11 protein-coding genes, 2 pseudogenes and 1 riboswitch are annotated in these 12923 nt (G+C 64.8%); of the genes and pseudogenes, 2 read left to right on the top strand and 11 right to left on the bottom strand.

Annotated elements, in window-relative coordinates:
• The 11 genes and pseudogenes from AC1D1X_RS05205 to AC1D1X_RS05155 form a co-directional block, all read right to left on the bottom strand.
• Nucleotides 1–1758 (bottom strand): cobaltochelatase subunit CobN (locus AC1D1X_RS05205; protein ID WP_477697931.1); only part of this gene is annotated, 1758 nt, incomplete at its 3' end.
• Between the two features lie 168 nt (nucleotides 1759–1926).
• Nucleotides 1927–2988: a cobalamin biosynthesis protein CobW gene (gene cobW / locus AC1D1X_RS05200; protein WP_477669208.1), complete on the bottom strand. Its 1062-nt coding sequence runs from the start codon at nucleotides 2986–2988 to the stop codon at nucleotides 1927–1929.
• 23 nt (nucleotides 2989–3011) lie between these two features.
• Nucleotides 3012–4007 (bottom strand): ABC transporter substrate-binding protein, encoded by a 996-nt coding sequence (locus AC1D1X_RS05195; protein WP_477697930.1) that lies wholly within the window; start codon nucleotides 4005–4007, stop codon nucleotides 3012–3014.
• A 4-nt stretch (nucleotides 4008–4011) separates the two neighbouring features.
• Nucleotides 4012–4581: a cob(I)yrinic acid a,c-diamide adenosyltransferase gene (gene cobO / locus AC1D1X_RS05190; RefSeq protein ID WP_457280977.1), complete on the bottom strand. Its 570-nt coding sequence runs from the start codon at nucleotides 4579–4581 to the stop codon at nucleotides 4012–4014.
• Nucleotides 4582–4875: 294 nt separating this feature from the next.
• A pseudogene (locus tag AC1D1X_RS05185) lies at nucleotides 4876–5298 on the bottom strand (ABC transporter ATP-binding protein); the annotation flags it as partial.
• Between the two features lie 92 nt (nucleotides 5299–5390).
• Entirely contained in the window at nucleotides 5391–6479 is a 1089-nt protein-coding gene (locus AC1D1X_RS05180; protein WP_477697929.1) for a FecCD family ABC transporter permease, read from the bottom strand.
• Nucleotides 6476–7345, bottom strand: a complete 870-nt coding sequence (locus AC1D1X_RS05175; RefSeq protein ID WP_477669205.1) for an ABC transporter substrate-binding protein — start codon at nucleotides 7343–7345, stop codon at nucleotides 6476–6478. The genes AC1D1X_RS05180 and AC1D1X_RS05175 overlap by 4 nt, the downstream gene beginning before the upstream one ends.
• 140 nt (nucleotides 7346–7485) lie before the next feature.
• A complete protein-coding gene (locus AC1D1X_RS05170; RefSeq protein ID WP_477669204.1) occupies nucleotides 7486–8070 on the bottom strand; it encodes a bifunctional adenosylcobinamide kinase/adenosylcobinamide-phosphate guanylyltransferase in 585 nt (194 codons plus the stop codon).
• Entirely contained in the window at nucleotides 8067–8915 is an 849-nt protein-coding gene (locus tag AC1D1X_RS05165) for an ABC transporter substrate-binding protein (RefSeq protein WP_477697928.1), read from the bottom strand. The genes AC1D1X_RS05170 and AC1D1X_RS05165 overlap by 4 nt, the downstream gene beginning before the upstream one ends.
• Nucleotides 8912–10252 carry a cobyrinate a,c-diamide synthase gene (locus tag AC1D1X_RS05160; RefSeq protein WP_477669202.1) on the bottom strand — a complete coding sequence of 447 codons (1341 nt, stop codon included), beginning with the start codon at nucleotides 10250–10252 and terminating at the stop codon, nucleotides 8912–8914. Before AC1D1X_RS05160 ends, AC1D1X_RS05165 begins: the two co-directional genes overlap by 4 nt.
• A gap of 22 nt (nucleotides 10253–10274) precedes the next feature.
• Entirely contained in the window at nucleotides 10275–12185 is a 1911-nt protein-coding gene (locus AC1D1X_RS05155) for a TonB-dependent receptor domain-containing protein (RefSeq protein ID WP_477669201.1), read from the bottom strand.
• Between the two features lie 84 nt (nucleotides 12186–12269).
• Nucleotides 12270–12555, bottom strand: a riboswitch (cobalamin riboswitch).
• 46 nt (nucleotides 12556–12601) lie between these two features.
• Between AC1D1X_RS05155 and AC1D1X_RS05150 the strand changes: the two genes are divergently transcribed.
• Nucleotides 12602–12841, top strand: a complete 240-nt coding sequence (locus AC1D1X_RS05150; RefSeq protein WP_477646586.1) for a DUF904 domain-containing protein — start codon at nucleotides 12602–12604, stop codon at nucleotides 12839–12841.
• Nucleotides 12838–12923: pseudogene (locus AC1D1X_RS05145) on the top strand (cell division protein ZapA); the annotation flags it as partial. The gene AC1D1X_RS05150 and the pseudogene AC1D1X_RS05145, both read left to right, overlap by 4 nt.

The following is a 12923-nucleotide window of genomic DNA, read 5'->3' as shown; positions in this document are numbered from 1 at the left end:
GGGATACAGGTGCGGCAGCGGGCCCAGGATGGCGTCGGGCCAGCAGTTGGCGCCTAGCGCCACGCTTTTGCCGGGCAACCATTCCAGATTGCCGTGTTTGCCCACATGCACCACCGCGTCGACCGCAAACTGGCGGCGTAGCCAGAAGTAAACCGCCAGGTAGTTGTGCGTGGGCACCAGGTCGGCGTCGTGATACGTGGCAACCAAATCCAGGTCTCGCCCGCGCGCGGGCTGGATGCCGACAAACACATTCCCCAGGCGCAGGCCGGAGACCATGAAGCGGCCGCTGCGCACCATGGGGTCCTGTTCGGGGGAGCCCCACAGCGCGTTCACTGCGTCGCGGCTGGCAGCGTCCAGTTGGTTGAAGTCCTGCAGGTAGTCGGCCATGGCAAGACTCTGGCCTGCCGGCCGGATATCGTTCGCGTCCAGGTTGTTGGTCACGCCTGCCATCAGCGCGGCGATCAGTGCGTCACCGCCTTCGGGCAAGGCACCTGTGACATAACCTGCGTCCTGCATGGCGCGCAGCAGGGCCACCGTGGAGGCCGGGGTGTCCAGGCCCACGCCATTGGCCAGGCGCGCGTCATCGTTGGGGTAGTTGGCCAGGATCAGCGCGACGCGTTTGTCAGAATTTGGCTTGTCGCGAAGTACGCACCACCGGCGCGCCAGCTCAGCCACAAAGGCCATGCGTTCGGGTTCGGGCTGGTAACGCACCACGTCCACCTCGGTGCGTTCATCGCGCCAGGCCAGGCCCTTGAAGCTGATGGCGCGGGTGCCGATGCGGCCGTCCACCTCGGGCAGCACCACTTGCATCGCCAAATCGCGCGGCGCCAGGCCATGTGGGTCGGCCGCCCACTGTTCTTGCGCACAGCCTGCGGTGATCAGCTGCAGCACGGGTGCGTCGCCGGCCAAAAGCTCCATCTGTGCGCCCTCCACGCTGTCAACGTCGTCGCCATCGAGTGCGGTGATCGCAAAGCTCGTGGCGTTCAGCACCACGCCCACACCGTGCTGTACGGCCAGCGATTGCAAAAGCGCGAGGCTGGCAGGGTTCTTCAGCGAGTCCACGGCCACAGCCACAGCATTGAGACCCACCGCGTTGAGTGCGGCCAGCATGGCATCAAACACCGCCGTGTTGCCAGCTTGTACATGGGCGCGGTAGAACACCAGCAACGCCGCAGGAGCTCCGTCACGCCACGCCTGCGGCACAGGTGACTGGTAGACCAAGGCCGGTGGTAGCGCCGCAGGCGGCGTGGGTCGTGCGCCCAGGCCAAAAGCGGAGTGGCCTATCAATTCAAAAAAGTTGCGGGCGTTGTCACGGCCGCCTTCGCGCAGGCAGCGCCAGAGCTGGCGGCAATCTTCATGTGGGGCGGTGCTGCGCAGCAGCAGCTGCAGGTCTTCGCTCGCATCACCCGAGAACAGGGCCAGCCACTGTCCGCGTTCGCGTGCCAGTTCGCGCACGCGCTCCACCACATAGGCCCAGTCGCTGGCCGCGCCCAGGTGGTCGATCACCACCACGCGCGCATGCTGCAGCACATCGTCCACATACATGTCCGCCGACGCGGGCTGGCGCAGCCACATCAGGTTCGCCAGGCGCACTGTGGGAAAGTCCTCGGGCAACGCACCCGCCGCATCGGCCAACAGCGACAGCGTGGTATCCGCCGCGCTGAGCACCACGATGTCACCCGGCGTTTGCTCCACGCGCACCACGCCCTGGCCACCGTCTTCAACGTGGCCGCCGGGGCGGGTGGAGAGCAAATGCATGTTTTATTTCACAAGGTAAGGTTGAACAGTCCATCCTGGCGCAGGTCGATGGGGCGCTCTGCGCAGCGGCATAAAGGAGGAGCCCGCAGGGCGGAGGACAGCCGCGGAGCGGAGTGCCCCGTCGGCCTGTGCCCGCCACAAAACTAAAGCTTCAGCGTGCATTTGGATTCAAGCCGCGACGGGTGCCGCCAGCGCCGCACTCAACTCAGCCTGCAACACAGCCGCATTGAGCTCGGAACCAATCAGCACCAGGCGCGACTGGCGCACTTCATCCGCACGCCAGGGGCGATCGAAGTAGCTGTCAAAGCGCGTACCGACGCCCTGCACCACCAGGCGCATGGCCACACCGGGCAAGGCCACAAAACCCTTGGCGCGGTAAATCTCGTGGCGGCCCACCACATCGCGCAGCGCGGCCAGCAATGCTTCGCGGCCGGTCACGTCCAGCGCCACCTGCACCGAGTCAAACGCATCATGGTCGTGGTCTTCTTCCTCGTCGTGATGCGTCTTGCGCTGGTCGATCTGGTCTTCCACTGCGCGCTCCAGGCCCAGCAACACGCCAATATCGATGCGGCCATGCTGCGCATGCACCAGCTTCACACCGGGCAAGGTTTCGGCGCGGATGGCGGCTTCCACACCCACCAATTCTTCGGCCGTCAACCCATCCGTCTTGTGCACGATCACCAGATCCGCCGTGGCCAGTTGATCTTCAAACAACTCGTGCAGCGGCGAGTCGTGGTCCAGGTTGTCGTCGGCGCGGCGCTGGGCGTCCACGGCCACCGGGTCGTCGGCAAAATCACCGGCGGCCACCGCAGGCGCGTCCACCACGGTCACCACCGCATCCACCGTGAAGGTGTTGCGCAGCGCGGGCCACTGGAAGGCCTGCACCAGCGGCTTGGGCAGTGCCAGGCCAGAGGTCTCGATGATCAGATGGTCGATCTGGTCACGGCGCTTGGCCAACTGCTCCATCACGGGCGCGAACTCTTCCTGCACCGTGCAGCACAGGCAGCCGTTGGCCAGCTCATACAGCTGGCCATTTTCTTCACCGTTCTCGTCGCAGCCAATGCCACAGCCGCGCAGCAGTTCGCCGTCGATGCCGAGTTCGCCAAACTCATTGACGATGACTGCAATGCGACGGCCCTGCGCGTTGGCCAGCAGGTGGCGCAAGAGCGTGGTCTTGCCGCTGCCCAGAAAGCCGGTGACGATGGTGGCGGGAATTTTTCGGGTTTGCATAAGAGTCTCTCGGGTAAAGAAAATTAACGGGGCGCGTCACGGGGAGGCAGGGCCTTGAGGCACTCCACCAGCATCTGGGCGGCCTCGCCCAGGCGGGGGCCAGGGCGTGACAGCAGGTCCATGCGTTCAGTATCCAGCAGGCACAGCTGCTGCTGGCGCACTGCCGGCAGTGCACTCCAGCCGGGGCGGTCTGACAGATTGGCCAGCGTGGCGCGCGGGCCAATGATGAGATCGGGGGGGCGGCGCAGCAGCAGCTCGGGGTTGATCCTGGGGAACAGGCCCAGGTCGCCGCTCACCACATTGACCAGGCCCAGCCTGGCCACGGTCTCGCCAATAAAGCTTTTTTCGCTGGCGGCAGACGACCCTGCCCCCACTTCCACATACACGCTGCGCCCGCGCAATGCGGCGGGCATGCGGCCCGCGGCGATGTCGAGTTCGGTGTCGATACGGACTATCAGTTCGTTGGCGCGGGCCGGTTCACCCAAGGTGTCGCCCAGCTTCACCAGCATGCGTTTCAGATCCGAATGGGTGCGGGCATCCAGCATCATCACCGGCACGCCCAGCGCCTGCAGGCGTTCCCCCGCGCGGCTGCGCGGACCCAGCAAGACCAGATTGGGACGCAAGGTCACAATGCGCTCGACCTGCGCGTCTTCCAGCCCGCCCACCTTGGGCAGCGCCAGTACCGGAACGGGCCAGGTGGAGTGGCGATCGGTGCCCACCAGCTGCGCGCAGCGGCCCAGCGCACACACGGCTTCGGTCAGCGAGGGCGCGAGCGTGACGATGCGCGACACCGGCTGCGAGCTCTGCGCCATCGCGAAGCTGCAGAGCAGCCCGAGAACTGCCAGCAACGAGACCGTGGGCAGCAGGCGCAATGCCATACGTGCAGCAAAACGTGAGCGGAATTCCTCTTCACCAGCCGGGGCCGCGGAACCGGCTTTGCCGGGCCGCAGGCGCAGCGCCCCCTCGGGGGGCAGCGCATTACACGGAGCCGAAGGCGAAGTGAAAAGCGTGGGGGCCATATTTCTAATCTTCAATGCCACGTTGCGCGGGCACGCCCGCCTTGAAGTGGTGCTTGATCAAAGTCATCTCCGTCACCGTATCCGCCAGGTCCACCAGCTCACCCGGTGCATTGCGGCCCGTCAACACCACGTGCACATGCGGCGGGCGCTCGCGCAGGCAGGTCAGGATGGTTTCCAGCGGAATCCAGCCGTAGCGCAGCGGGTACATGATTTCGTCCAGCACCACCATGAAGTGCTCGCCGGCGCGAATGGTGGCTTCTGCCTTGGCCCAGCCGTCGAGCGCCAGTTGCGCCGAATGGTCCAGGTCGCGGCTCTTCCAGCTGAAGCCGTCGCCCAGGCCTTCAATAGGAATACCCAACTGCTCGAACAAGCGGTGCTCACCAAAGCGCGCCGTAGGCACCTTCATGAACTGGTAGACCTTGACGGCCTTGCCCCGGCCGTGGGCACGCAGGGCCAGACCAAAGGCCGCCGTGCTCTTGCCCTTGCCGTGGCCGGTATTGATCATGATCAGGCCACGACGCTCGGCCGTGGGAACGACACGTTCGTAATCGACGGGTGGGGTTTCAATTTGCATGGGGGCTCTCTTTGCAGGATGGTTCACTTTGGGCAGCGCARTCCACTGCCCTTGCAAGGGGTGGACGGCAATGCGTCCGTCAAATACGTCTTCCAGTGCGCGGTGGGTGGCCAGATCGGCGCAGGCGCCTTGGTGGGTGATGCGGCCTTCAGCCATCACGACCATGGTGTCGGCTTGCAGCGCCATGGTGATCTCATGCAGCACGCTCACCACGGTTTTTCCTTCAGCCACCAGGGCACGCACCACGTCCAGCCAGTCGGCCTGGTGCGGCGGGTCGAGGTTGGCCAGGGGTTCGTCCATCAGCAGCACCTGAGCTTGCACTGCCAGCGCGCGGGCCAGCAGCACACGCTGGCGCTCGCCGCCCGACAGCTGCCCCAGGGCGCGCTCGCGCCAGTCCCAGGCGCGGGTGGCGCGCAGAGCCTGCTCCACCGCAGCACGGTCGGCAGCGCTGGGCGGCGCCAGCCAGGCCTGGTGCGGCAGGCGGCCCAGCATGGCCACGTCCCACACCGTCAAATCATCGGCAGAAGTTTCGTTTTGGCCCAGCCAGGCCAGCTGGCGGGCACGTTCACGATGCGGCAGGTTTTGCATCGGCTGGCCCAGCAGCGTGACACTGCCGCTGTGCGGCAGCACGCCGGCCAGCGCCCTGAGCAAGGTGGACTTGCCCGCACCGTTGGGGCCGACGATGCTGGTCCACCGGCCCGCTGCAATGTCCAGGCTGATGCCGTGCAGCACGTGTTGCTTTTGCAAGCCATTTCCGAGGCTGGCCCTTATGGAGTCTGCGCCAACAGCTATTGAATTTATAGCATTTCTCATGCCGCGCGCCCTCCGCCCAGGTTGCTGCTGCGATGCATCAACCACAACAGGTAGCCGCCGCCCAGCACCGCGGTGAGCATGCCCACGGGCAATTCCTGCGGGGCAATCAGCCAGCGTGCCAGCGTGTCGGCAGCCATCAACAGCACGCCACCCATCAGGCTGGAGAGCAGCATCAGGTGGGCGTGCGTGGTCTTGACCACCGAGCGCACCAGATGCGGCGCGGCCAGGCCCACAAAGGCAATCAGCCCGGTTTGGGCCACCGCGGTGCCCGTGGCCAGCGCCAGCACCGCCACCAGCGCCGCCCGCATGGGCGCCACGGGCAGGCCCAGGCTGACGGCGGTGGCGTCGCCCAGGCTCAGGCCGTCGAGCACGCGCGCCAGCAGCCACGCCGCCAGCACACACACGCCCCAGACACTGGCCATGAGCACGCACGAGGTCCAACCGACAAAGGCGGTCGAGCCCAGCATGAAGGCCTGCATGGCCTGCAACGATTCGGGCGAGAACAGCAGCACCAGGTGCGTCATGGCACCCAGCACCACGCCCACCACCACACCGGCCAGCAGCAGGCGCAGCGTGTGGCCCACACCGCGCGACAGCACCAGCGTGAGCATCACCGCGAACACCGCGCCCAGAAACGCCGCACCGGTCAGCCCCAGACGCACCCACAAGCTGCTGGAGAACACGCTGACGGCCATGCCGCCACTCATCATGCTTCCTACCGATCCTCCCAACATACCGGCGCCCCCACCCAAAGCGGCCAATGCCAGCGCCACGCCCAGCGAAGCACCCKAGGCGCTGCCCAGCAAATACGGATCCGCCAGCGGGTTGCGAAACAGGCCCTGGGCTACGGCACCGGCCAGGCCCAGCAAGGCGCCGGCGGCCCAGGCACCCAAGGTGCGCGGCAGGCGGATCTGCCAGATGATTTGCTGTGCCATGGCGGTTTGCTGCGGGTCCTGTGCGGGGTTGAGCAGCGGACGAATGAGGTTCTCCAGCCCCGCGCTGCCCACACAGATGCCCAACGCCACCAAAGCCAATGCCCCCAGCACACCGGCCCAGACCAGCCAGAAAACGCGAGCTTGCATCATGGTTTGGCTCCCGGGGCGGGCGCATTTTTCAGCAGACATTGGGCCATCAGGCGCGCACCTTCAGCCATGCGCGGACCGGGGCGTACCAGCATGTCAGCCTCGTCGGGTGGAAAGATGCAGACCCGCTGCTCGCGCAGTGCGCGGATGCTTTGCCAGCCGGGCCTGGCTGTCAAACCGCCGGCGCTGCGCTGGCCGATCATGATCAGGTCAGGGTTGGCGCGAACGATGTATTCGGGGTTGAGCTTGGGGAACGGCCCGAGCTTGGCCGGCACGATGTTTTTGGCACCCAGGCGCGTGAGCGTTTCACCAATAAAGGACGACTCGCCCGCCGCATACGGGCCCTGGTTGACCTCAAAGTAGACCTTCACATTGCGCACGCTGACCGGCAGCGACTGGGCCGCCGCGGAGACACCGACGTCAATCGCACGCCAGATGCGCGCGGCATCGGGCACATCGAGCAACTGGCCCAGCTTGAGCATCACACGCTGCACATCGGCATGGCGCTTGGGCTCCAGGGCCACTACCTTGATGCCCAACGCCTGTAGCCTTTCGCCCGCGCGCGACGAGGTGGCCATCAGCACCACATCGGGCTTGAGTGCCACGATCATCTCGATATTCGGGTCCAGCCCGCCACCGACCTGAGGCAGCTTTTGCACGCTGGCCGGGAAGTTGGAATAGCGGTCTACCCCCACCAGACGCTGGCATTGGCCCAGCTCGCACACGGTCTCCGTCAGCGAAGGTAGCAGGCTGACAATACGCTGCGGCGCGGCGGGCAAGGTGACGGTGACCCCTCGGTCATCGGTGACCTGCAAGGCACGAGCGACACCCGCCAGACCAAAGGTAAAGGCAAACGCAAAAACGAGCATTACCAAGACGCGGGGCGGCAGAGCGTTTTGCGCAGGTAAAGGAGGAGCCTGCAAAGCGGGCGGGGGACACGGAGCAAAACGCTCTGCCACCCCRCGTCTGTGCAACGGGAAAAGTCTATGAAAGCGGCGGAGGTCCATCTTCATGCCGCATCCTTCAAAGTCAGCGGCAACCCTGCCGCCATCAGCGTCACGCGCTGGCACGCAGCGGCCACATCCTGGTTCAGTTTGCCCAAGGCATCCACAAAGGCGCGAACCTCGCGCCCCATCGGAATCACGCCCAGGCCAATCTCATTGCCCACCAACACCACAGGGCCAGGGGCTTTGGAAATTGCTATCAAAAGAGAAGCTGCTGGCGCACTGTCCATGAGGGCTACAGGCTTATTTGACTCAAAATCCACGGGCATCAGCCGGTTAGTGAGCCACAGCGTCAGACAGTCCACCACCACCAAGGTGTCGGGCTGGCTGTGTTTTTGAATCGCCTCCGCCAGCGCCAACGGCTCTTCCACCGTGGTCATGCCGGGCACGCGCTCGGCGCGATCCGCCTGGTGGCGGGCGATGCGCTGGCGCATCTCCTCGTCCCAAGGCTGTGCGGTGGCAATCAGCACGGCGCGGTGGCCGAGTCTCTGGTCCAGCCACTGGCACGCCAGCAGTTCGGCGCGGCGTGACTTGCCACTTTTCTGACCACCCAGAATCAATTCGCTTTTGGCAATCGTCATCGTGCTCATGATCGGAATGCTCCGGCTTGATCAGCGTCCATCCACTGCAGGATGATCTGGTGCATCCTGGCCACGCCGTCGGTCAGCGCAGCGGGGCCGGGCTGCAGGATGTCGGGGGACTTGATCTCAAACAGCTGGTTGTGACGCACCGCATTCACCGCACCCCAGCCCTCGCGTGCCACCACGTTCTCCGGCCGGAATTTCTTGCCGCACCAGGAGCCCAGTATGAGATCCGGGTTAYGGCGGACGATCTCGGCCCCGTCGGCAATGATGCGGTTCTTGCCCAGCGATTCGGCGGCGAGCTCAGGAAAGCAATCGTCACCTCCCGCGATGCCGATGAGCTCCGACACCCAGCGGATCGCGCTGATGTGCGGGCTGTCCCATTCTTCAAAATACACCTTGGGGCGGCGCGCACCCTTGGCGACCCTGGCCGCGACGGCCGCCTGCATGGCACGCAAATCGGCCTGCAACTGTGCAATGCGCTGCGCGCCCTGCTCCGCCTCACCCACCATGGCGGCCAGCTGGAACAGCATGGAGAAAATCTCGGCCACGCTGCGCTGGTTGAAGATCGTGACCTGCACGCCGCGCTTGACCAGGTCCGAAGCAATATCGGCCTGCAGGTCCGAAAAGCCCAGCACGCAGTCGGGCTGCAGTTCCATGATCTTCTCGATCTTCGCGCTCAGGAAGGCGCTGACGCGCGGCTTCTCATCGCGCGCGCGTTTGGGCCGCACGGTGTAGCCCGAGATACCCACAATGCGCTGCTGCTGGCCCAGCAGGTAAAGCCATTCGGTGGTCTCCTCGGTCAGGCAGACGATGCGCTGCGGGCCGGGCTGGTAGTGCAGCAAGTCCGTCATGCAGTCACCTCTACAGGTGCCGTGAACAGCTCCGCCACCGCTTCGGGGCAAGACGGGAACCAGGCGTGGAAGTAACTGGCGCGCACCGCACCTTGCTGCCATACGGCCTCGCCCGCATCCGGCGCAGGCGCGGTGCCCGGCCGCGAGGTGCGTGCCGCGGGCTGTAGCGGCGTGGCCGTGGTCGAGTAATGGAAAGTGTGGCCGCGCAAGGTACCGCTTTCCAGGGCCAGCTGCTGCGGGCCCAGGCCAGCCAGCAGCTTTTGCATGGTCACTTCGCCAGGCAGCACACCCCATTGCACATGGTGTTGGCCATCCAGCGTGACCAGCGTCTCAAACAGAGCCATCATGCCGCCGCACTCGGCCCATACAGGTTTGCCTGCGGAAATGTGTGCGGCCAGGCTTTCCCGCATAGGGGTGTTAGCGGCAATCGCCTCTGCGTGCAGCTCAGGGTAGCCGCCGGGAATCCACAGCGCGTCGCATGCAGGCAGCGCCGCGCCAGACAGCGGCGAAAAAAACACCAGCTCAGCACCCAGCGCGCGCAGGGTATCGAGGTTGGCCGCGTAGATAAAACAGAAAGCGGCATCGTGCGCAACAGCGATGGTTCTGCCTTTCAGCATGGGAGCAATGGGCGCAGAGGCTTCCGGCGCCGCGAAGTCCACCGCCCATCGCTGTAAGTCGTCCAGGGTCATCTGACCCAGCGGCGTGGTGGCCAGCGTATCGGCTGCGGCGTCCAGCCTTTCCATGGCATCTGCCACTTCGGTCGCGACGGTCAGCCCCAGGTGGCGCTTGGGCAAGGCCATGGCGGCATTGCGCAACACCGCACCCAGCCATTGGTCGTTTGCCACGCTGGCCTGCAGCATGCCCGCATGGCGCGCATTGGCCACGCGATTGGCCAGCACCCCGGCCCAGGGCATGTCGGGGCGATAGTGCTGCAGGCCAAAAGCCAGCGCGCCAAAGGTAGCCACCATGCCCGATGCATCCACCACCGCCAGCACTGGCAAGCCAAAGCGCTGCGCCAGGTCGGCCGCGCTGGGCTCACCGTCAAACAGGCCCATCACGCCTTCCACAATGACCAGGTCGGCCTCCAGCGCCGCCGCATGCAGGCGCGCGCGGCAATCGTCCTCGCCCGTCATCCACAGATCCATCTGGTACACCGGCGTGCCGCTGGCCAGGGCGTGCCAGCACGGGTCCAGAAAATCCGGCCCGCACTTGAAAACCCGAACCCGCCGGCCCTGACGTGCATGCAGGCGCGCCAGCGCGCAGGTCACCGTCGTCTTGCCCTGGCCGGAAGCCGGGGCGGCGATGAGGATGGCAGGGCAGCGGACGAAGGTTTGCATGGGTGGTGTGGATGAGGCTTACTTACTGGGGCGCCCAGGTCAGGCCGACGTACGCAGAGCGCCGGCCATTGGCATAGGTGCCAGCAGTCTGGTAGACCTTGTCGGTCACATTGTCCAGCTTGGCGACCAGTTTCCAGTCGCGCGACAGCGCCGTCGTGGCGCTCAGGTTCACGAGCGAATAGCCTGGCAGCACCACGTTGCTGGTGTCGCTGTCGAGTGCGTGCGAGGCCATCACCAGGTCCGTCGCCAGTTGCCAGCCGCCCACCGGCATCTCGGCGCCCAGCGTGCCGTATTGGCGGGAGCGGCGCTGCAGGGTTCGGTTGGTGACCAGGTTCTTCGGATTCTGCAGATCCAGCGAGCCGTGGATGTGAACATTGCCCAGCGTCTCGGCAGCCGTGAATGTCAGCCCCGTGTACTGGGCCTGCGCCGTGTTGGCATAGCAGCCACGATTGCTCAGCACCGTCGGCGGGCCGCCATTGATGCAGGGACCGTTGCCCGTGACGAAGCTCAGCAGGTTGGTCAGGCGGTTGCGATAAGCGGTGACACCGTACTGGGCAGTCCCTTGGCTGTATTTGAGCGCCATTTCCACGCTGCGGCCGGATTCGGGCTTCAAGGTCGAGGTGCCGTAAATGCTGAAACGCTGGTACAGCGTGGGGACCCGGAAGGAGGTGCCGGCGGATGCGGACACTTTCCACTGTGGCGTGAGCGCAAAGGCATAGGCGGCGGAGCCGGTGGTCTTTCCGCCGAATTCGCTGTCCGTGTCATGGCGGGCGTTGAACTGCACCGTGTGCGCGCCGCCGCTCCAGCCGTAGCCCAGGCTCACGCCATCCAGCGAACGGTTCCCGTTGAGGGTGCTCATGCCAGCCGGCACGGCCGAGGAGCCAACCAGGAGGAACACATCGCGACGGCTTTCCAGTGTGGCGCTCAGGAGATGCGCGCCAATGCGGTATTCGTTCTGGAACAACAACGTGCTGATGGTGCTCTTGTCGTAAGAAATCTGCGGGGTCGAGCCGTTCAGGCCTTCTTCACCTGAATCGGTACCTTGCGTGATCGTCAGCTTGGTGCTGTATTGGCCAGACCATTTGGCTTCCCACTGCAGGCCCAGGGTCTGCAGGTCGCTGATGCGGCGAAAGTCGCGTGTGAGGCCGCCGTCGTACTGCGCATCCATATGGCTCTGCAACACATTGGCTTCAATGCGGTGGTCAGGGTTGATCTGCAAACCCAGTTTGGCATTGGCGCTCTGGCTTTTGTAGCCGTCGGCATCGGGGTTTTGAGCCGGGATGGTCCGGGCATTGAAGCCATCGCTTTGTCCCTGCGTCAAGCCCAGCGAATAGTCAAAGCCGCCCGCTGAACCGCTGGCGGCGAGCTCGACCCGGCTGGTGTTGTAGGAGCCGTAGCCGACCGTCACGGAAGGCGAAAAACGGCCTTGGCCGCGCTTGGTGAAAATCTGGATCACGCCGGCCACGGCGTCGGAGCCATAGACTGCGCTGCTGGGGCCGCGCACGATCTCAATGCGATCAATCAGCGAGAGGGGAATGTTGTTCCAGGAGGCGGCTCCAGCCGTCGTCTGCGACTCCACCCTCACGCCGTCTACAAAAACCGGGGTGTGGCGGGTTTCACCGCCACGCACAAAAACGCTTGTATTGCTGCCGATACCGCCGTTACGGGTGATCTGTATGCCTGGCACGCGAACCAGAACGTCAGCCAGCCCCACCGGGCCGGCGCGCTCTATGGTTTCACGGTCAATGACCGTGACATCAGCAATGACATCGCCGATGGGTTGGGCGCTGCGCGTAGCGGTTACCACCATTTCCTTGAGTTGTGGCGCCGCGCCGGCCTGAGCCGCCGGGGCAGTCTGGGACAAGGCGGGAAATGCAGCGGCCACAGCCAGCGGAAGCACGGCAAGGCGTGTGTGGAAAACACAGGTTTTCATGGAATCAGACAATCAACAAAATACCCTCACTGGCTTCCCCGCCAGTGCATGAGCGTTACAAACGCTCATGCCAGTTCATGGACGTGCGCGTTCACCTTGTTGGCCGGTATCCGGGCTGACGGAACTGCCTCCATCGCCTTCCCAAGCGTGTGTTCAAAACGCTCAGTGGCTAGTGATGAAAGCTGAATGGGCTTCTGACTTGACGTCAGGAGCCCATTCGTCCGTATTACCGTTGCGGGGGCAGCGCAGGTTAAAGGTCTCGGCGCCAGCGAATCAGGTTGACCTGATGCATGGCTTTGACCCCCTCCTGCTTCCCGTTGAACTGCAGCGTGCGAACCACACTGCGGGCACCAACAGGGCAGATTCTACGCGGGCCTTCCCCATGTCCGGCCGCAAACCCTACAATCGGAGCTGCCATGTCGAACCAAACCCAAATCGACCAGATCGTCGAACGCGTTGAGCGGCTCCTGCTGCGCTATGAGGAGCTGCAGCGTACCAACGAGCTCCTGGTGGAGCAGGTCGGCGTTCTGACGCACGAACGCGACTCCCTCAAATCGCGGCTGGGCGCGGCACGCGCCCGTGTGGATGCACTGCTGGAGCGCCTGCCCGAAACCAACGGGCATGCCGTCAAAAACACTGTGGGAACCGAGTCATGAAACAGCTCGAAGTGCAGATCATGGGCCAAAGCTATTTGCTGGGCTGCCCCGAAAATGGCGACGCCCGAATGCTGGACGCCGT

The sequence above is a fragment of the Polaromonas sp. P1_G4 genome (assembly GCF_056405475.1).
This window is presented reverse-complemented; position numbering and strand designations above follow the sequence as displayed.

What these genes read in the sequence shown, in the direction of transcription:
- AC1D1X_RS05150 (WP_477646586.1), top strand. Translation starts at nt 12,602, where the DNA reads ATGTCGAACCAAACCCAAATCGACCAGATCGTCGAACGCGTTGAGCGG.
- cobW (WP_477669208.1), bottom strand. Translation starts at nt 2,988, where the DNA reads ATGCAAACCCGAAAAATTCCCGCCACCATCGTCACCGGCTTTCTGGGC.
- AC1D1X_RS05155 (WP_477669201.1), bottom strand. Translation starts at nt 12,185, where the DNA reads ATGAAAACCTGTGTTTTCCACACACGCCTTGCCGTGCTTCCGCTGGCT.
- AC1D1X_RS05175 (WP_477669205.1), bottom strand. Translation starts at nt 7,345, where the DNA reads ATGCTCGTTTTTGCGTTTGCCTTTACCTTTGGTCTGGCGGGTGTCGCT.
- AC1D1X_RS05160 (WP_477669202.1), bottom strand. Translation starts at nt 10,252, where the DNA reads ATGCAAACCTTCGTCCGCTGCCCTGCCATCCTCATCGCCGCCCCGGCT.
- AC1D1X_RS05170 (WP_477669204.1), bottom strand. Translation starts at nt 8,070, where the DNA reads ATGAGCACGATGACGATTGCCAAAAGCGAATTGATTCTGGGTGGTCAG.
- AC1D1X_RS05195 (WP_477697930.1), bottom strand. Translation starts at nt 4,007, where the DNA reads ATGGCCCCCACGCTTTTCACTTCGCCTTCGGCTCCGTGTAATGCGCTG.
- cobO (WP_457280977.1), bottom strand. Translation starts at nt 4,581, where the DNA reads ATGCAAATTGAAACCCCACCCGTCGATTACGAACGTGTCGTTCCCACG.